We start from the raw sequence: 18,872 nt of genomic DNA, 5'->3' as shown, positions 1-18,872 counted from the left end.
CCGGTCAGCGGCGGTGCTGGCGGTCGTTCTTCTGGAGGCGGATGCGGCTGCTGAGGGCGTCGAAGCGGCGGTCGAGATCGCGGCGTTCGGACTGGGTCAGGCCGTTCTGGCGGTAGCGATATTCCAGGCGCGACAGATCGCGATACTGGGTGCGGAGACGGCCGGCCTCAGCGCGGTTCAGTGCACCGGAGCGGACGCCCTGGTCGATGCGGCGTTCCAGATTCTGCTGGCGCTGGTCGATCGGCTGCCAGCGCTGGGCGGTGGCCGGAACGGCGATGGTGGCGAGGCCGATTGCGGCGAATATCAGGGACTTCATCAACCTACTCCGTGTTACGCGATGACAGGGAAGTACGACGCGGCTGTCGCAATCCTGTCCCCAAGCACATCCGAAAGTGTCGCGGGATGTGTCGGAACGCGTAGAGCGGCAATGGGTTGAATTGCCGGAAGGAATTCACATCATGACCGACCGCGATCCGCACGCCACTGACATTCGCACCGAGAAGACCGGCGATCCCAATCTGTCGACCGAGCATCAGGAGCATGGCGACGCCCGGTTGCCGAGCGATCGGCTGGACAAGGATCAGGCACCGCCCGAGGAAACGATCCCGCGGAAGTCGTCGCTCACCTGAGCGCGACCGCCGCGGGACCTGACCGCATCAGCGGCAGCGTACGTTATTGCGGTCGATCGCGCGGCCTGCCACCGCACCACCGGCGGCACCCAGCAACGTGCCGAGCGTGTCGGAGCCGCCGCTCGCGATGAGGTTGCCGAGCAGGCCACCGGCGGCGGCACCGACGATCAGGCCGGTCGTGCCGTCGTTCCGGCGGCAATAATATCGCCCGTTGCGACCGCGATAGACGCGGTCGTTGGCGGCAAGGCGACGTTCGCGGTAGCGGCGGTCGTCGACATAATAGCGTTCGGCATCGTAGCCGCCATAGGACGGGTCCGGGCGGTTATAGTCGTAGGAGGAATAGCTGCGGTAGCGGTCGTTGCCATACCCTCCCCCCGTCGCGCACCCCGCCAGCGTGGCGGAGGCGAGCGTCGCAGCAAGTATTGCGGTGATCTTCGGGGTCAGGCGCATGGCACGCATCCTTTCTCTATCCGGTTGATATCGATCAAATGCGCCGGGTGACGGATCGTTGCGTGGGAGCTGGCCTTTCCACCGGCTTACTGCCTGCGGAGAGGCCCCACCCCGCCCCTCCCCTGAAGGGGAGGGAGAAGGTTCGGCTCAGTTCAGCGTGTGCTGCAATGTGATCTCGCAGTTCAGGACCTTGGAGATGGGGCAGCCGGCCTTGGCACCCGCCGCGATCTCCTCGAACTGCGCGGCTTCGATGCCGGGCACGGTCGCGGTCAGCGTCAGGTCGGAGCGGGTGACGGTGAAGCCGTCGCCGTCCTTGTCGAGCTGCACCGCGGCCTTGGTGTCGAGCGTTCCCTCGGTGAAGCCGGCCCCCGCCAGTGCGAAGCTGAGCGCCATCGTGAAGCAGCTGGCGTGCGCGGCGGCGATCAGTTCCTCCGGGTTGGTGCCGGGCTCGTCGCCGAAGCGGGTGCCGAAGCCATAGGGATTGTTGTCCAGCACCGTCGACTGGGTGCTGACATGGCCCTTGCCATCCTTGCCGAGACCTTCGTAGCGGGCGGTGGCGGTGCGTGTCGTCATGCGCTTCTATTCCTTCGCTTATTGAATCGTCGTGCCGCGATCGGCGGCGAGGCTGGGGGCCGGGCCGGTCGCTGGGCGCAGGCTCTCACGCTCTTCCGCGGTCGGCACCGCCGTGGGGTCCGGCCGGAAAGCCTCTGGCGCGCGGTTGGTGCCGGGGCGCGGCGCGTCGGCGGCGAGATCGGGCACGGCATGTTCGGCCGGGCTCGACGCCGCAGCCTCGCTGACGCGACGGCGGACGAAGAAGGCGGCCGCCAGCGAACCGGCGAGGCCGAGCGCGGCGGCACCGGCGGCCAGCGTCCGCATGCCGAAGCGGCGGTCGGCGGGCTTCGCGTTACGCGAGGGCGAACGGCGAGCGGCGCGCGGCTTGCCCGTCGAACCCGTCGCATTCGCCTTGCGAGTGGGCGCCTTGCGGGCGGGCGTCTTCGTCTCGGCGGAATTCGCCGGAGTGCGGGGGGCCATCGTCTTGCCTTTCGCTGGAGGAGGATGCGGCGTTCAACCCCCCGGGCGGCGGGGTCGTTCCTTCGCGCAGCGCGGCGATGTCCGCGCGCACCGCATCGAAATAGGCGAGGCGTGCCGCCTCCGCCTGTTCGGGGTCGACCAGCTCGCCATCGGCCATGCGATACAGGCGATAGGCTTGATCCATCAGCGCGCCTTCCTCGTCAGTGAGTTGGCGCTCATAAGTGGCGTCGCCCCATCGGCCGAACTCCAGCACATCCTCCGCACCGGGCGGCGGCGGGAAATCGGTGAGGAACAGCCCGGTACGGGTGTGCTGCCAAACGTGCAGCGCATCGTCGTTCATGGCCTGCGCCGCGGTGCGAAGTGGAGGAAGTGGAGGCGTCGGCGCATCGTCCTCCACATCGCGGGCCGGGGCGGCGAAGCGGAGCAGGCCGGCCGCCTCCGCCCGCGTCCATTGCTCCGCGGTCCAGCCGGCGCGGGCGGCGGGATCGAGGTCGGTCATGTCGACCTCCCGCGCGATGTCCGCGCCGACGCGCAGCCAGCGATCGGCGGCGGCGAGCGCGAGCAGCGGCGCGAGGTCGCGTTCGTCCTGTGCGCCGTTGCCGGAGGCTGGCCCCTCCCCCGCCAGCCCGCGGCGTTGCAGGAACAGCCCGGCGGCGGCGGGGCTGTCGTCGGCGGCCATCCCTGCCAGCCACGCGTCCCAACCGCTGGCGATCAGCCGCGCCGCACCCTGCGACGGAGTGCCGGCGGCGTCGTCCGCCTGCCGGTCGAGCCGCGCGAGCATGGTCGAGGCGAGAAGGTTGTCGAAGCGGTGCCGCGTCCAGGTCGATCCGTCCGGGCGGCTGTAGGTATCGACCTGCCCGTCGATCGCGCGGGCGGTCAACGCATCGGCGATCCTGTCCCGCGCGAGCAGGCTGGCCGCCTGCCACCCCAAGGCGAAGGCCGACCCCGCCGCGCGCCGCCGCAGCGCATAGGCGGAGGAGACGGACATGCCGACATGCCGGCACGCCTCCTCCACCGTCGCCCCCACCGCGACGGACTCGAGGAACGCGCGCTGCCGCTCACCGGTCCAGCCGTCGTGGCGAATGTCGCAGGGCGTGGGCGCGTTCATGGTTTGTCCTTTCGAGAGAGGACGGACCATGTATCTTATGCGCGGGGTTGTAGGACAGGGGCGGGTGAACTGGGGCAAACATTACCCAGCAAGCTGGTCACATCAGTTTTTGGAGAAATGCGATGGCATCGGCTTTCGCGGCGTAGCTTCCGTTGACCGCATCGCCGTTCGTGAACTTGACCTTGAAGATGAAGCGAATGAACGGCATCGCGGGCTGGTCATCGCTGTATTTGCGGACGCCCTCAATCGCATCGGCCAATGACGGATACGCCACTGATCGACCATGTAAAAATTCAATGGCGACTTCGTCGACCGACCGAACGATCCTTGCCTCAAGATCTTCGATGAACGACGTAAAATCGTCTTCGTGCGTTTCCCGAATCGTCTTCACGAGGTCCAGCTTCGCCGCCTCGTTCATCGCCTGGAGGGTAGCGACCTGCTTCGCCCAGAATAGGTCCGGCACCTTGTCTCGGCCGAAGATGTCGACGCCATGTTTCGCGAATGCCGATGCAAGCTTCGCAAAGTTCATCTGGAGTACAACGAAGCCAGAGGTCTCAAGCTGCTTGATCGCCGGCCGGGTCCACTCGCCGGCAACGATCGCCGCCGGCACCGGCGCGACGGTCCGATGCTTCGCGACGAGCGGCAGCACGGCACCTTGCAACTCCTGAGCTTTAGCCTTGGAATGTTTTCCGTACCGCCGCCAGGCACATTCCACGAACGCCGCATATACCGGATCTTCGCCGACCTTTGCCTCAGATCGCTCGATCACGAAATCCAGATTGTGGTTGTTGCCCTCCGCGTCCTTCAACGACAGTAGAGTTCCCTGCCTGATCCCCGGGCGGTCGCCTTTGACATCAAGGTGCATGGCATGCCGATTGACCAAGGCACGCAATTCGGGCTCGGCCGCAGCCTCCAGATAGCTGCCGATCATCTGACCCAATAAATGACCTGGTGCGTCCGCCACTCTCTACCCTTTCACCCAGAGATAACCCTCACGAAGCGGGACACGGTGCTTGCGGTTTTCCCACTTCACATTGCGCTCGCGGATCGGTTCGAACCGGAAGCTGTCGAAGCCTGCTTGGACGGCGAGCCGTCCCAGCCATTGCTCCACGGGGACATGCACCCCGTAAGGGGCGGAGTCTCCGACGACCCAGCAGCATCCGCCGCCCGGCCGGACGGCATGGCGAACCTGCTGCCAAGCACGTGCAAGATCGGAGAAATACGCGACGATCATAGAATGATAGGCTTTCCGGCCCGCCTTGGTGAGGCGCACGGTCGCAAGGTCATCATAAGCCACGGCCAAGTCGTCCCGGATCGCTCCAAGAAGCGGATCAGTTTCTAGCGTATTCGCGGCATCGTAGCCTGACATCTGCTGGCTGCACGAACGGATCAGAATATCGCGGATCGAGCGAAGATCGGACCAGCTGTCCGCGACGCCCAAAAACGCCATCTCAATCCGGGTCGCGTCCGCGTAATCGTAATTGTTTGCATAGGGTGGCGAGGTCACGACGAAATCCGACCAGCCCCTCTCTATATCCTGACGCTGCCGGACATCTCCCTCGATGAGACGCGCGGGAGGAGGCGAAGACACGCTACGTTGCATGAGGCGCATGTCGCTGGTGATCTGGCCCAACTTCTCCCGAAAGGCGACGTAAGGGTCTTTCACTCGCGCCTTGGCGCGGTTGGGAAGAACATATTGCCACTGCGCTGTTCCAGCGGGAGAGCATTCTCGCAGGATGGCGATGAGCGCCAGCCGCGTCAGTTCGCACGAGGTCCGGGCACTGGCTTCTCGCAGGGCCGCCAGACGTCGATATGTCTCAGCAGGATAGATGCGACGGATCAGGTCGGAAGAGGATTGCTCGTCCGTTTCGATCGTGGGAGCCAGCGCGAGAACGGCCTCTCCTGCAGCGGCGATTTCGTCCGTGGGGCGATCCCACGTCAGTTTGGCGGCGCAAAGGCGCGCGATCAGCGGGTGAACTTCGATCCCGATGCTTTCAGCACCGGCAGCTTGCGCGGCCAACAGGGTCGTCCCCGACCCCGCGAAAGGATCGAAGACCCGCTTCGCACCCTTGCGCTCGATCAGGGCACCTGCCCAGCTTGCCGAATAGCCGGCGGAATAGCGGAACCAGCGATGACCGGGCAACGCCATATTGTTGACGAAAGTCGTGGGCTGCGAGGGTCGTATCGGCAGCGGCTCGTCAGTCGCGAACATATCGATTTGTGCGGTCGTCAACGACATGCTCCGGAAATTCCGTCGTCCTGTAGCGCATCCCATCGCGGGAACCAGTCACGTTGTCGATCCGAGCGATGATCCGCCCTCACTCCGCCGCCACCGCCTCGCTGCCAGCCCCGCCCTTCAACAACGGCGTCAGGTATTTGCCCGTATAGCTGCGGGGTTCCTTCACCACCTGTTCGGGGGTGCCGACGGCGACGATCTCGCCACCCTTGACGCCGCCTTCGGGGCCAAGGTCGACGATCCAGTCGGCGGTCTTGATGACATCCAGATTGTGTTCGATCACGACGACGGTGTTGCCCTGCTCGACCAGCGCGTGGAGGACTTCCAGCAATTTGCGGACATCCTCGAAGTGCAGGCCGGTGGTGGGTTCGTCGAGGATGTAGAGCGTGTTGCCGGTCGCGCGGCGGGCGAGTTCCTTGGCCAGCTTGACGCGCTGCGCCTCGCCGCCGGACAGGGTGGTCGCCTGTTGCCCGACCTTGACGTAGCCGAGGCCGACCTCGACCAGCATCGCCATCTTTTCGCGGATCGGCGGTACGGCCTTGAAGAACTCGGCGGCGTCCTCGACCGTCATGTCGAGCACGTCGGCGATGCTGTGCCCCTTGAACTTCACCTCCAGCGTCTCGCGGTTGTAGCGCGCGCCGTGGCAGACGTCGCAGGTGACGTAGACGTCGGGGAGGAAGTGCATCTCGATCTTGAGCACGCCGTCGCCCTGGCACGCCTCGCACCGGCCGCCCTTGACGTTGAAGCTGAAGCGGCCGGGCTTGTACCCGCGCGCGAGGCTTTCCGGCAGGCCGGCGAACCAGTCGCGGATCTGCGTGAAGCTGCCCGTATAGGTGGCGGGGTTGGATCGCGGGGTGCGGCCGATCGGCGACTGGTCGATGTCGATGACCTTGTCGAGATGCTCCAGCCCGGTGATCTTGTCGTGCTTGCCCGCGAGGATGCGCGCGCCGTTCAGCTGGCGCGCGGCGGCGGCGAACAGCGTGTCGATCGTGAAGCTGGACTTGCCCGACCCGCTGACGCCGGTGATGCAGGTGAAGGTGCCGAGCGGGATCGACGCGGTGACGCCGGTCAGGTTGTTGGCGGTAGCGTTGTGGACGGTCAGCTTCTTGCCGGTGCCCTTGCGGCGCTTGGCCGGGAGCGGGACCATGCGCGTGCCGTTGAGATAGTCGGCGGTGATGCTGGTCTTCGACTTCAGAAGTTGTTTCAGCGTGCCCTGCGCGACGATCTCGCCGCCGTGGACGCCCGCGCCCGGCCCCATGTCGATGACATAGTCGGCGGTGCGGATCGCGTCCTCGTCATGCTCCACGACCAGCACGGTGTTGCCGAGATCGCGCAGGCGGCGCAGCGTGGCGAGCAGCATGTCGTTGTCGCGCTGGTGCAGGCCGATCGAGGGCTCGTCGAGGACGTAGAGGACGCCGGACAGGCCGCTGCCGATCTGCGACGCGAGGCGGATGCGCTGGCTCTCGCCGCCCGATAGCGTGCCGCTGGTGCGGTCGAGGTTGAGATAATCGAGGCCGACATTGTTGAGGAAGCCGAGCCGCTCGACGATCTCCTTCAGGATGCGTTCGGCGATTGCGCGCTGCTGGTCGCCGAGATGGGTCGGCAGGTCGGTGAAGAACTGGAGCGCGTCGACCACGGACAGGTGCGTGGCGTAGCTGATGTCCCGCATCGCGACCTTGACCGCCAGCGCCTCTGGCTTGAGGCGGGCGCCGTGGCAGGTCTCGCACGGGCGCGACGACTGGTATTTGGTCAGCTCCTCGCGCATCCACGCGCTCTCGGTCTGGAGCAGGCGGCGGTTGAGGTTGCCGATCACGCCCTCGAACGGCTTGTTGACGTCGTACTTCTTCTTGCCGTCGACGAAGGTCAGCGTGACGGGCTTGCCGCGGGTGCCGTGCAGGATCTGGGCGCGGACATCCTCGGGCAGGTCGGACCACGGCGTGTCCATCGCGAAGTCGAACGCCTTCGCGAGACTGCCCAGCACCTGCATGTAATAGGGGGATGGCGGGTTGGACTTGGCCCAGGGCACGACCGCGCCCTTCTTGATCGACAGCGCGTGGTTGGGGACGACGAGGTCCTCGTCGAAGATCATCTTCTCGCCGAGCCCATCGCAGGCCGGGCACGCACCCTGCGGGGCGTTGAACGAGAACAGCCGCGGCTCGATCTCCGCGATCGTGAAGCCGCTGACGGGGCAGGCGAACTTTTCCGAGAACACGATGCGGCCGGGGGGCGCGTGGTCGCCCAGCACGACGCTTTCAGGGGTGCGCGGTTCGACCGGGTCGGCTGGGTCGACATAGGCGAGGCCGTCGGCGAGCTTCAGCGCGGTTTCGAAACTGTCGGCGAGGCGCGTGGCGATATCCTCGCGCACGACGAGGCGGTCCACGACGACCTCGATGTCGTGCTTGTACTTCTTGTCGAGCGCGGGGGCGTCCTCGATCTCATGCACCTGACCGTCGATGCGGACGCGGGTGAAGCCGGCCTTCTGCCACTCCGCCAATTCCTTGCGATACTCGCCCTTGCGGCCGCGCACGACAGGGGCGAGCAGCAGCAGGCGCGTCCCCTCGGGCAGGGTCATGACGCGGTCGACCATCTGCGACACGGTCTGCGCGGCGATCGGCTCCCCCGTGGCGGGGCTGTAGGGCACACCGACGCGCGCCCACAGCAGCCGCATGTAATCGTAGATCTCGGTCACGGTCGCGACCGTCGAGCGCGGATTGCGCGAGGTCGTCTTCTGTTCGATCGAGATCGCAGGGCTCAAGCCCTCGATATGGTCGACGTCGGGCTTCTGCATCAGTTCCAGGAACTGGCGAGCATAGGCGGACAGCGATTCGACGTAGCGACGCTGCCCCTCCGCATAGATCGTGTCGAACGCGAGCGAGGACTTGCCCGACCCCGACAGGCCGGTGATGACGGTCAGCGTGTCGCGGGGGATGTCGACGCTGACATCCTTCAGGTTGTGCTCGCGCGCGCCGCGGACGGAAATTTTGGTCAGCATATCAGGCGTTCTACTTCCGTTCTGCGCGAAGGGCTAGATGGGGCTTTGCGGTGAGTTAGGGTCGAGGCGCGCGAGTTGCGAGGGGTAGCGACGGGGGGATGACAGGCCGCGGACGTGTCTTATATCTACACGACACCAGTGGAGCCGAGCATGACGAAGAAGGCCAAACGCATTCCCAAGCGGATCGGCGGCGTGAAGCTGCCCAAGGAATTGCGACAGAAGGGCGAGGCCTTGCTCGACCGTGGCGAAGCGCTGCTGGCGCAGGCGAACACGCCGGCCGGGCGCGAGGTGCTGACCGCCGGGCTGACGATGGCGGCGGCGGCGGCCAGCGCGGCGATCGTCAATGCCGGGCGCGAGCGGACGAAGGCGGCCGAGGCTGCTGCCGCGCCGGAGCCGGCGGCGCCCCCGACCCCGCCCTCTCCGCCGCCACAGGGCACGCCCCAGGGCACCCAGCGCACGCCCGACCCGCAGGTGATCGCCGACGCGCTGACGCAGGCGGCGGAGCAGGTGCTCGGGAGGTTGTTCGGGGGAAAGAAAGCGTGAAGATGTCGTTGGAAATTACAATGACTCCATGTTTGGAGATGTGCTAACTTCATAGATGCTGGACTGATCTGGGGAGATGCAGTTCGGCAAAAGGGGGCAAGTTCAATGGCATCTGTCGCGATATCATCATCGGCAGCATCTGGACCGACTCCGCCATCTGTCGATCCCGCCTATGCGATCTTCGAAGGCGGCGGTGCGAAGGGCATCACTCATCTTGGCGCAGTCAAGGCGATGGAGGACGCAAGACTGGAGATCGTCGGTGCGGCAGGCAGTTCGGCCGGCGCCATCGTCGCCGCACTGGTGGCGGTGGGGTATCGCGCCGACGAACTTTACGACATCGTTCAGGGCACCGACCTTCTTACCAGGAATAACAAGACGCCGGTCGATCTGCTGGGCCGGGTGGGATGGTGGCGCCTGAAGATGTTGCGTTGGCTGTTGAAGCCGCTCGCTGGACTTTGCGCGGCGATGTTGCTTGTCGACGTCGTGCTGCTCGGGACGGGAGCATGGGGCTATCAACTGGTTGCCGTTTCCGTCACGGCGACATTCCTCGTGCTGCTTGGCTGCCTGATTGGGCCGGTCATCCTTCGTCGTGGACTGTTCGACAGCGTCCACATGCGGGCGATGCTTGACACGCTGTTACGAGACAAGATCAATCATCAACGCAAACTCGCCGGCAAACCGCTGCTGAAAAGTCACGAACGGGTGCGCTTCGATCATCTGAAGGTCCGGGGCTGCGTACCGCTGAAGGTGATTGTGTCCGACGCACGATCGGGAAAGATGATCGTGTTCGACCAGAAGGACGGGGATGCCAACGTCGTCATCGCCGATGCCGTTGCCGCATCGGCCGCCATTCCTTTCGTCATCCGATCGCCCGTCATCGAGGGCGCCCCGCAGGACACGGCGCCCATCTACATGGACGGCGGGTTGATCTCCAACCTTCCCGCTTGGGCATTCCGTAATGAAAAGCGGGCGCTGGAACGGCTGACCGGGATCAATCGCATTCCGTTGTTCGCCTTCACGCTTGACGCGATGCCCGTCAGGGCGAGAGCAAAAACCAGATCAGGGCGACCCGGTCTGGTCACCTTCATATCGAGCGTCGTGAAGACCGGCATCTTCGGCAGCCAAGAGGTCGTTCAGGAATTCGTGCCTGATCTCGAGGTCATTTCGCTGCCAAGTCCCCTCAACACGCTATCGTTCGACTGCGACCGCAAGACGGCCGATGCCGCGTTCACCGGCGGACTCGAGAGCGCCCGACGCATGCTGACGGAGCGACGTCGCACTGCGGAACTCACGGCCCGTATCCTGAAGGACATCCTGGCGGAGGTCGAGAGAAGCATCGCAGCACGCCGAACCAAGGAAGGCCGCCCCACGCCGCGGCTGAGGCTGTCGCTGATCGACCCCATCAACGCGCAGGATGCTATGACGACGTCATTCAGGGTCGTCGCGAGCGCGGGCATGGATGGAGACGCCGACGATCGGCTCGAATTCGACAATCGCAACGATATCGCGCCACGGTGCTTCAAACAGAACAGCCCGCTGCTGGGCAGGATCGGAAGCCGTCCGTCGAGAGCGCTGGTCATGACCAAATACGAACGGGCGCTGATCCGGCCCGACGTTGACAGTGCTATCTGCATCCCCATCTTGCCGGTTACCGATAGTGGCTTCGGTAGCGATCCGGAACGGGTCCTGTGTATGGATAGCAGCGACGCGCTGGACGATGAAGTCCAGGATCCGGCGTTCATGAAGCAATTCAGAAATGATGCTATTGCGCTGGCCCACTCCCTCATCGCGCAGCAGTCGTAGGAGCGATCACATGGCGGAACGTAAATTTTTCGGAACGGCGGACGATCTTCGACGCGCAACGGCGATCTCGCTCGGTTTCGACCTTCCGGGTAAGGAGACGTATTCGGCAGAGCCGCAATCGCCGGTGCAGAAGGCGGATGACCACCGGGGCGTGGCCACCATCTGGCAACCCGATGGGGACGCGTTGAAACAGGCTCGTGACCGCATCGCGCATTTCTCGCAACAGGTCGCCCGCGACGAAAGCGGCGACTGAGCCTATTTCCCCGCCACGGCCGGGGTCGCACCGGGAACGGCGGGCGGGACGGGGACGAGTTCGTAGATGTCGAGCAGTGCGCCCCTGCCCGCCTTGGGCAGGACGAGGCGCCAGCGGAACGGGCCGACGCGTTCGACGATGCCGGCAACGTCGCGGGTCGGATCGGTGCCGTAACCGGGGGATTGCTGCGTCGGATGAGATCGGGTCCCGCCGAGCAGGACCTGACGGGTCGCGCCATCCTCGAACAGCCAGCCACCCGGCAGGTTGGCGCCGTCGACCTTGGTGAAGGCGACGCCCTTCGCGTCACCCTCGATGTAGCAGAAATCGGGCTTGAAGCTGGCGATCGGCGCGGGACCGCCGAGCCGGACAAGACGGCATCGGTACGGTCCCGGCGGCAGCGCGGGCAGCGGCAATGCGGCGGCGGGATCGAGCAGCGCACCCTCCGCAGTGACCTTGGCGGCGTAACGGCGGGTGATGCGGGTCTTCGCCTCCGCCCATCGCTGCGGCAGCGCGTCGAGACGGGCCTGGTCCTCCGCCGTCGCCAGCGCGCGCCAGCCCTGTGGCTGCGGGGGCGTGGGCTCCAGCGCCACCGTCGAGCGGGGCCGATGCGCGCATCCGGCCAGAGACACGGCGGAGAGCGGCAGGGCGAGCGCGATCGTCACGGCTACGCGGTTCATGGCGCGAGGCTCCTTCGGGGGTATCAACAGGTGGCGGGTGGTTCGTTGACGAAAGGTAAATGCAGCTGGTTAACGAAAAGTAAACGTCGTTCGTCCGTGCGGCGAACCGAGCCCGGTCAGGCGGTCGGTGGACGCCGCTTGCCACGCCAAGCGAGGGAGGCGCGGTTGAGGGCGTGGAGGTCGGCGGTCCCTTCTGCCACGTCGTTGCCCAGGCGTGTCGCGGCGGCGAGGCGATCCGCGTCGATGTGGCGATAGGCGGGACGGCCGGTGACGTGGTCGTACCACGGGCCGCCGCACGCATTGTCGAGCAGGATGCGCTGGAAACAATGATCGGCGCTGACCGGCCAGCTACGGTCCTTCGCCAACGCCGGGAGCGTCGTGCGGGTGAGATGGAGCCAGTCGGCTTCGAGCGTGGTGCGGGGTTTCATTTTTGAGCGGTGCGGACCGGGCGGATTGTGGAATCCTGTCGTAACGTTCGGATGCCGCGTTCTTGCCAATGCTGCGCTGTTGGAGGCTGGATTTATGCGCGAGGGGTCGTTGGGCGACGCTGTTCCGGCATCGCATGAGCTGCGAACTTGGCGGGCTTCGGTCTTGTGGGACCGTGTATGCCGGGAGCGGGCAAGCATGACGGCGAGCCGTCGAGCAGAACGGCTCGCCACGGGCGCTGGGTGAAGAAGGGGCGTCACGGCGAAGCCGTGCCGTCGGTCGGCGCTCGCAGCGCCGCCGGCCGGCCTTCGCGGGAATGCGCCCGGGGGCACTCCCGTTGCGGCTGGTCACGGCGAAGCCGTGCCGTCGATCGGCGCTCGCAGCGCCGGCCGGCTGATCTGGCCGTGGGCGCGGCGCTGCTGCGCTGCGCCCGGCTGCGGCTCAGATATGGATCGGCTTCCCCTGCACGGCCATCGCCGCTTCCTTGAGCGCTTCGGCGTGTGTCGGATGCGCGTGGCAGGTGTAGGCGATATCCTCCGACGTGGCGCCGAACTCCATCGCCTGCGCGGCCTGCGCGATCATGGTGCCGGCGAGCGAGGAGATGATCCAGACGCCCAGAACGCGGTCCGACTTGGCGTCGGCGATGACCTTTACGAAGCCGTCGGTGTCGCGGTTGGTCTTGGCGCGGCTGTTGGCGGCGAAGGGGAATTTGCCGACCTTGATCTCGCCGGCCTTTTCCTTGGCGGCTTCCTCGGACAGGCCGACGCCGGCGATTTCGGGCATCGTGTAGACGACCGAGGGGATCACGTCGTGGTTCACGATCCCGGTCTGGCCGGCGATGTTTTCCGCGACCGCAACGCCTTCGTCCTCGGCCTTGTGCGCGAGCATCAGGCCGGGGGCGACGTCACCGATCGCCCAGATGCCGGCGACGTTGGTGCGGAAGTCGTGGTCGATGCCGACCTGACCGCGCTGGGTCAGTTGCACGCCCGCGGCTTCCAGGTTCAGACCGTCGATGTTGGGCCTGCGACCGATCGCGACGAGCACCGCATCGGCGTCGAGCGTGGTGCCCTCCCCACCCGCGGCCGGCTCGATGGACACGGTGGCGCGGTCGCCGTTCACAGCGACGCCGGTGACCTTGGTCGAGGTCATCAGTTCGAAGCCCTGCTTCTTGAACAGCTTGGCCGACTCCCTGCGGACTTCGCCATCGAAGCCGGGCAGGATCTGATCGACATACTCGACGACGGTGACCTTGGCACCGAGCCGCTTCCAGACGCTACCGAGCTCAAGGCCGATGACGCCGCCGCCGATGACGACCAGATGCTCCGGCACCTTCGGCAGCGCCAGCGCGCCGGTGGAGTCGACGACGACCTTCTGGTCGACCTCGACACCGGGCAGCGGGGTGACCGACGAGCCGGTGGCGATGACGATGTCCTTCGCCGTAACGGTCTGGTCGCCGACCTTGACGGTATGGCCGTCCTGGAACGCGGCGCGCCCCTTCAGCCACGTCACCTTGTTCTTCTTGAACAGGAATTCGATGCCGCCGGTCAGTTCCTTGACCGCCTTCGCCTTCTCGGCGTGCATCTGGTCGAGGTTGAGCGTCGCGCCCTGGATGTCGACACCGAACTTGGCAAGGTGGCCACCGGTGGCCTCCGCGTACAGTTCCGACGCATGCAGCAGGGCCTTGGACGGGATGCAACCGACGTTGAGGCAGGTGCCGCCCAGCGTCTCGCGGCTCTCCGCACACGCCGTGCGCAGGCCGAGCTGCGCGGCGCGGATCGCGGCGACGTACCCGCCGGGGCCGGAGCCGATCACGAGGACGTCATAGTCGTAGTCAGCCATGTTATGCTCCAGCGGGGAACGGCTTGGTGCGTTCGCCGTCCTTGGTGATGGTGATGATGTGGCCCTCGATCCCGCCGCGTTCAATCAGCGACAAAAGCCGATCGGCGGTGGCATCGGCCTGCCGGTGAGGCAGCCGGACATAGAGGATGGCCCTCGGCGTCGGCATGCCGCGGCTGAAGATCAGGTCGCCGAAATCGCGATCACAGGTAATCAGAACAAGTCGTCCGATATCGGCGCGTGAAAGGATGTCGTGATCGGTTCCGCCCGGAGTCGATTGACTGAGCCATTCGACGTCCAGACCGGCATCTCGCAGGCGCGTCACGACACCCTTGTGCGTATTCTCGTCCGCGAGATACGCCACCGATCAGGCGGCTTCTCGACGTGCGGCGGACGCTTCCTTGACGAGGAGGTCATGCGTGAACGCCACCGCGGCGCGAACGTCGGTTTCCGTGATGTGGTCGTACGCCTCCAGGATTTCGGCGATCGACGCCCCTTCCGCGAAATATTCGAGGATGAGTTCGACCGAGATCCGCGTACCCTTCACCACGGGCTTGCCGCCCAGGATGCCGGGATCCGAATGGATATGGTCGCGCCAGTTCATCGCTACCTCACAGGTCGATCAGGATGCGGGTCGGGTCCTCGATAGCATTTTTCAGCGCGACGAGGAACGTCACCGCCTCGCGCCCGTCGATCAGGCGGTGGTCGTAGCTGAGCGCGAGGTACATCATCGGCCGCACCACGACCTGCCCGTTCACGACGACCGGGCGATCCTCGATCCGGTGAAGGCCGAGCACCGCCGACTGCGGCGGGTTGATGATCGGGGTCGACATCAGCGAGCCGAAGACGCCGCCGTTCGAGATTGTGAAGGTGCCGCCCTTCATCTCGTCCATCTTCAGCGCGCCTTCCTTGGCGCGCTTGCCGAAATCGCCGATCGTCTTTTCGATGCCGGCGACCGATAGGTCCTGCGCATCGCGGATGACGGGGACGACGAGGCCGCCGGGCGAGGACACCGCGACCGAGATGTCGGCGTAATCATGATAGACGATCTCGTCGCCCTCGATCGAGGCGTTGACCGACGGGATGTCCTTCAGGGCCATCGTCGCAGCCTTCACGAAGAAGCCCATGAAGCCGAGGCGGACGCCGTGCTTCTTTTCGAACAGGTCCTTGTACTTGGCGCGCGCCTCGATCACCGCGGTCATGTCGACGTCGTTGAACGTCGTCAGCATCGCGGCAGTGTTCTGCGCCTCCTTCAGGCGCTTGGCGATCGTCTGGCGGAGACGCGTCATCTTGACGCGCTCTTCCTTGCGGCCGCCCGTCGCCGGAGCGGCGGCGGCCGGCGCGGCCGGAGCCGACGTCGTCGCTGGCTTGGACGAGGCGGCGGCGGCGACGTCTTCCTTGGTCAGGCGGCCATCCTTGCCGGTGCCCTTGATCGTCGCGGGATCGACGCCGTGCTCCAGCACCGCGCGGCGCACCGACGGCGACAAAGCAGCGGGGGTGTCGCCGGTCGTTTCGGGCTCGGGAGCGGCGGCGGGGGTCGGAGCAGCGGCAGGTGCGGCGGCCGGCGCCGGGGCAGCGGCGGCGCCGTCACCCGAGTCGATCGTCGCGATCATCGCGCCGACCTGCACCGTATCGCCGACCGACACCGCGTGCTGGCCCATCACGCCGGCGACCGGCGACGGCACCTCGACGGAAACCTTGTCGGTTTCCAGCGACGCGATCGGTTCGTCGGCGGCGACCTTGTCGCCCGGCTGCTTCAGCCACTCGCCGAGCGTCGCTTCGGTGATCGATTCGCCCAGAACGGGGACCAGAACTTCGGTTGCCATGATCTTCTGCCTTCGTTGTGCCCCCGACAGGACGGGAGCCCAGTACTGGGTGGTTTAGCTTGCGGCCTTGCCGGCCTTCTTCGTCGTCTCGGCGTCGCGGCTGCGGCGAATCTCGTCGCGAACCGAATGGCCGAGCGCGTCGGCGACCAGCGCCCCCTGCTCGGTCTGGTGACGCTTCATCAGGCCGGTGGCGGGCGATGCGGCGGCGGTACGGCCGGCGTAACGCGCACGGCGGACCGTCGCGTTCGCCTTGCCCAGCGACTCCTCGATCAGCGGTTCGACGAAGAACCAATAGCCCTGGTTCTTCGGCTCTTCCTGCGCCCAGATCACCTCTTCGAGGTTCGGCATCCGCGCCACCCGCGTCGCCAAAGCGTCGCCGGGGAACGGATACAATTGCTCGACGCGGACGATCTGCGTCTCCGTATCGCCGGCCGCGTCCCGCGCCTCGATCAGGTCGTAGGCGACCTTGCCGGTGCACAGCACCAGCCGCTTCGTCGTCGCATCCGGAGCACCGTTGGTGTCGGACAGGATACGCTTGAAGTGGGTGTCGCCCTGGAACTCCGCCGCCGTCGACACCGCCAGCTTGTGGCGGAGGAGCGACTTGGGCGTCATCACGATCAGGGGCTTGCGGAAATTGCGATGCATCTGCCGGCGCAGCAGATGGAAGTAATTGGCCGGCGTGGTGCAGTTCGCGACCTGCATATTGTCGCCCGCGCACAGTTGCAGGAAGCGTTCCGGCCGGGCCGACGAATGCTCCGGCCCCTGCCCTTCGTACCCGTGCGGCAGCAGCATGACGAGGCCGTTGGCACGCAACCACTTGGCCTCGCCCGACGCGATGAACTGATCGATCATGATCTGCGCGCCGTTGACGAAGTCGCCGAACTGCGCCTCCCACAGCACCAGCGTCTTCGGATCGGCCAGCGCATATCCATATTCGAACCCGAGCACGCCATATTCGGACAGCGGACTGTCGAGCACCTCGAAGCGGCCATGCTCGATGCCCTGAAGCGGCACAAACTTGTGCTCGTCGGTCTGGTCGATCCACACCGCGTGACGCTGCGAGAAGGTCCCGCGGCCCGAGTCCTGACCAGACAGGCGGACGCCGTATCCTTCCGACAGCAGCGACCCGAACGCCAGCGCCTCGCCGGTCGCCCAGTCGAAGTTGCTGCCGGTCGCGAACATCTGCCGCTTGGCGTCGAGCACGCGGCTCAGCGTCTTGTGGACCTGGATGCTGTCGGGGATCGTCGTCAGCGTACGGCCGAGCGAGTCGAACAGCTTGGTCGACAGGCCGGTTTCGATGTTGCGACGGCTGGACTCGCCCTCGGCGGGGGCCGACAGGCCGGACCAGCGGCCGGCGAACCAGTCCGCCTTGTTGGGCTTGTAGGACGCGCCCGCCTCGAACTCGCCTTCCAGCAGCGTGACGTGGCGGCTGACCTGCTCGTCCACCCATGCCTGATCGACCACGCCCTCGCCGACGAGGCGCTTGGCGTAGATCTCGCTGACCGGCGCGTGATCCTTGATCGCCTTGTACATCAGCGGCTGGGTGAAGGACGGCTCGTCGCCCTCGTTGTGACCGAAGCGGCGATAGCACCACATGTCGATGACGATGTCGCGGTGGAAGGTCTGGCGGAATTCCATCGCCATCTTCGTCGCGAAGGTCACGGCCTCCGGATCGTCACCGTTGACGTGGAAGATCGGCGCCTGCACGCCCTTCGCGACGTCCGACGGATAGGGCGACGAGCGCGCGAATTGCGGGCTGGTCGTGAAGCCGATCTGGTTGTTGATGATGAAGTGGACGCAGCCGCCGGTGTTGTAGCCGCGAATGCCCGAGAAGCCGAGGCATTCCCAGACGATTCCCTGCCCCGCGAACGCCGCGTCACCGTGGATCAGCACGGGCAGCGCGCCGGTGTGATCCTTCAGATCGCCGGCGATCGTCTGGATCGCACGCGTCTTGCCGAGGACGACGGGGTCCGCCGCCTCCAGATGCGACGGGTTGGCGACCAGCGACATGTGCACCTTGTGCCCGTCGAACTGACGGTCGGTGGAGGTGCCGAGGTGGTACTTCACGTCGCCCGAGCCACCGATGTCGTCCGGGTTGGCCGAGCCGCCCGCGAATTCGTGGAAAATCACGCGCAGCGGCTTCGCCATGACATTGGCGAGGACGTTCAGCCGGCCGCGATGCGCCATGCCGAACACGATCTCGTTGACGCCCATCTGGCCGCCGTACTTGATGATGCTTTCGAGCGCGGGGATCATGCTTTCGCCGCCATCGAGCCCGAAACGCTTCGTGCCGACATACTTGCGGCCGAGAAACTTCTCCCACTGCTCCGCCTCGACGACCTTGGTCAGGATCGCCTTCTTGCCCTCAGGCGTGAAGTCGATCGCCTTGTCCTGGCCCTCCATCCGCTCCTGCAGGAAGCGGCGTTCCTCGACATCGACGATGTGCATGAACTCGAGGCCGACATTGCCGCAGTAATTCTTGCGCAGCGTGTCGACGAGCTGGCGGACGGTCGCCCAGTCGAAGCCCATCGTACCGCCCAGATAGATCGGACGATCGAGATCGGCGTCGGAGAAGCCGTAATATTCGGTCTTCAGGTCATCGGGCATCTCGCGCTTGGACAGGCCGAGCGGATCGAGATTGGCGGCAAGGTGGCCGCGAACGCGGTAGGTGCGGATCAGCAGCTGCGCGCGGATGGCGTCGCCCGCCGCCTTGACGACGTCGTCCTTCGACGGCGCGGCGGCGGCCGGAGCGGCGGCGGCGGGCTTGCCGCCCTTCGCGGGCTTCGGCGCAGGCTCCATCTGGGTCGGATCGAGCGCGGCGGTCAGATCGTCCGTGCTGGTCAGCGGCCAGCGGGCGCTCTGCCAGCTCGGGCCCTGCGCGCCGTTCTCCAGCCCCTCGAAGAAGGAGCGCCAGCCGGGTTCGACATCGCCGGGCGAGGACTGGTACTTGGCGTACAAGCCTTCGATGAACGCCGGGCTGACGCCCGAGGCGATGTCGCTGAAATCCTGGCCTTCGTAGCCCATGTCTCTGTCCTCTTGTGCTCCCGCGCAGGCGGGAGCA

At 65.9% G+C, this 18,872-nt stretch carries 19 protein-coding genes; 4 read left to right on the top strand and 15 right to left on the bottom strand.

What is annotated here, in order from left to right:
- Nucleotides 1-4 precede the first annotated feature (4 nt).
- Nucleotides 5-316 carry a hypothetical protein gene (locus AC0CH8_RS08225; RefSeq protein ID WP_465239456.1) on the bottom strand — a complete coding sequence of 104 codons (312 nt, stop codon included), beginning with the start codon at nucleotides 314-316 and terminating at the stop codon, nucleotides 5-7.
- A gap of 142 nt (nucleotides 317-458) precedes the next feature.
- Here AC0CH8_RS08225 and AC0CH8_RS08220 point away from each other — a divergent pair, with 142 nt between their 5' ends.
- Nucleotides 459-629 carry a hypothetical protein gene (locus AC0CH8_RS08220; RefSeq protein WP_465239455.1) on the top strand — a complete coding sequence of 57 codons (171 nt, stop codon included), beginning with the start codon at nucleotides 459-461 and terminating at the stop codon, nucleotides 627-629.
- A 27-nt stretch (nucleotides 630-656) separates the two neighbouring features.
- On the opposite strand, the gene AC0CH8_RS08215 is transcribed toward AC0CH8_RS08220, so the two are convergent.
- From AC0CH8_RS08215 to uvrA, 7 genes are all read right to left on the bottom strand, one after another.
- Entirely contained in the window at nucleotides 657-1,079 is a 423-nt protein-coding gene (locus tag AC0CH8_RS08215) for a glycine zipper 2TM domain-containing protein (RefSeq protein WP_465239454.1), read from the bottom strand.
- Between the two features lie 147 nt (nucleotides 1,080-1,226).
- Nucleotides 1,227-1,652, bottom strand: a complete 426-nt coding sequence (locus tag AC0CH8_RS08210) for an OsmC family protein (protein ID WP_055845706.1) — start codon at nucleotides 1,650-1,652, stop codon at nucleotides 1,227-1,229.
- 18 nt (nucleotides 1,653-1,670) lie between these two features.
- Nucleotides 1,671-1,955, bottom strand: a complete 285-nt coding sequence (locus AC0CH8_RS08205; protein ID WP_465239453.1) for a hypothetical protein — start codon at nucleotides 1,953-1,955, stop codon at nucleotides 1,671-1,673.
- Between the two features lie 28 nt (nucleotides 1,956-1,983).
- The gene (locus AC0CH8_RS08200) at nucleotides 1,984-3,219 is read right to left on the bottom strand and encodes a hypothetical protein (RefSeq protein ID WP_465239452.1); all 1,236 of its coding nucleotides are present in this window, start codon (nucleotides 3,217-3,219) and stop codon (nucleotides 1,984-1,986) included.
- 97 nt (nucleotides 3,220-3,316) lie between these two features.
- A complete protein-coding gene (locus AC0CH8_RS08195) occupies nucleotides 3,317-4,150 on the bottom strand; it encodes a hypothetical protein (protein ID WP_465239451.1) in 834 nt (277 codons plus the stop codon).
- A gap of 36 nt (nucleotides 4,151-4,186) precedes the next feature.
- Nucleotides 4,187-5,458 (bottom strand): DNA methyltransferase, encoded by a 1,272-nt coding sequence (locus AC0CH8_RS08190; RefSeq protein WP_465239450.1) that lies wholly within the window; start codon nucleotides 5,456-5,458, stop codon nucleotides 4,187-4,189.
- A 79-nt stretch (nucleotides 5,459-5,537) separates the two neighbouring features.
- Nucleotides 5,538-8,447 (bottom strand): excinuclease ABC subunit UvrA, encoded by a 2,910-nt coding sequence (gene uvrA, locus AC0CH8_RS08185; protein WP_465239449.1) that lies wholly within the window; start codon nucleotides 8,445-8,447, stop codon nucleotides 5,538-5,540.
- 150 nt (nucleotides 8,448-8,597) lie between these two features.
- Between uvrA and AC0CH8_RS08180 the strand changes: the two genes are divergently transcribed.
- The 3 genes from AC0CH8_RS08180 (at nucleotide 8,598) to AC0CH8_RS08170 (ending at nucleotide 11,046) form a co-directional block, all read left to right on the top strand.
- Nucleotides 8,598-8,990: a hypothetical protein gene (locus tag AC0CH8_RS08180; RefSeq protein ID WP_204195929.1), complete on the top strand. Its 393-nt coding sequence runs from the start codon at nucleotides 8,598-8,600 to the stop codon at nucleotides 8,988-8,990.
- 105 nt (nucleotides 8,991-9,095) lie between these two features.
- Nucleotides 9,096-10,793, top strand: coding sequence for a patatin-like phospholipase family protein (locus tag AC0CH8_RS08175; RefSeq protein ID WP_465239448.1), 1,698 nt, complete (start codon nucleotides 9,096-9,098; stop codon nucleotides 10,791-10,793).
- Between the two features lie 10 nt (nucleotides 10,794-10,803).
- Nucleotides 10,804-11,046: a hypothetical protein gene (locus tag AC0CH8_RS08170; RefSeq protein WP_465239447.1), complete on the top strand. Its 243-nt coding sequence runs from the start codon at nucleotides 10,804-10,806 to the stop codon at nucleotides 11,044-11,046.
- Nucleotides 11,047-11,048: 2 nt separating this feature from the next.
- Here the strand turns inward: AC0CH8_RS08170 and AC0CH8_RS08165 are convergent, their stop codons facing one another.
- The 7 genes from AC0CH8_RS08165 to AC0CH8_RS08135 form a co-directional block, all read right to left on the bottom strand.
- Nucleotides 11,049-11,723, bottom strand: a complete 675-nt coding sequence (locus tag AC0CH8_RS08165; protein WP_465239446.1) for a DUF4893 domain-containing protein — start codon at nucleotides 11,721-11,723, stop codon at nucleotides 11,049-11,051.
- Nucleotides 11,724-11,839: 116 nt separating this feature from the next.
- Complete coding sequence (locus AC0CH8_RS08160) at nucleotides 11,840-12,151, bottom strand: GCN5-related N-acetyltransferase (RefSeq protein ID WP_465239445.1); 312 nt, start codon at nucleotides 12,149-12,151, stop codon at nucleotides 11,840-11,842.
- A gap of 439 nt (nucleotides 12,152-12,590) precedes the next feature.
- Complete coding sequence (lpdA, locus tag AC0CH8_RS08155) at nucleotides 12,591-13,988, bottom strand: dihydrolipoyl dehydrogenase (protein ID WP_465239444.1); 1,398 nt, start codon at nucleotides 13,986-13,988, stop codon at nucleotides 12,591-12,593.
- A gap of 1 nt (nucleotide 13,989) precedes the next feature.
- The gene (locus AC0CH8_RS08150; protein WP_465239443.1) at nucleotides 13,990-14,349 is read right to left on the bottom strand and encodes a DUF5615 family PIN-like protein; all 360 of its coding nucleotides are present in this window, start codon (nucleotides 14,347-14,349) and stop codon (nucleotides 13,990-13,992) included.
- A 3-nt stretch (nucleotides 14,350-14,352) separates the two neighbouring features.
- Nucleotides 14,353-14,589 carry a DUF433 domain-containing protein gene (locus AC0CH8_RS08145; protein ID WP_465239442.1) on the bottom strand — a complete coding sequence of 79 codons (237 nt, stop codon included), beginning with the start codon at nucleotides 14,587-14,589 and terminating at the stop codon, nucleotides 14,353-14,355.
- A gap of 7 nt (nucleotides 14,590-14,596) precedes the next feature.
- Nucleotides 14,597-15,811 carry a 2-oxoglutarate dehydrogenase complex dihydrolipoyllysine-residue succinyltransferase gene (gene odhB / locus AC0CH8_RS08140; protein ID WP_204195937.1) on the bottom strand — a complete coding sequence of 405 codons (1,215 nt, stop codon included), beginning with the start codon at nucleotides 15,809-15,811 and terminating at the stop codon, nucleotides 14,597-14,599.
- 54 nt (nucleotides 15,812-15,865) lie between these two features.
- Complete coding sequence (locus AC0CH8_RS08135; protein WP_465239441.1) at nucleotides 15,866-18,835, bottom strand: 2-oxoglutarate dehydrogenase E1 component; 2,970 nt, start codon at nucleotides 18,833-18,835, stop codon at nucleotides 15,866-15,868.
- Between the last annotated feature and the right edge of the window lie 37 nt (nucleotides 18,836-18,872).

It is taken from the genome of Sphingomonas sp. AC435 (genome assembly GCF_979253005.1).
The sequence above is the reverse complement of the archived record's forward strand: the minus strand, read 5'-3'. Positions and strand labels throughout refer to the sequence as shown.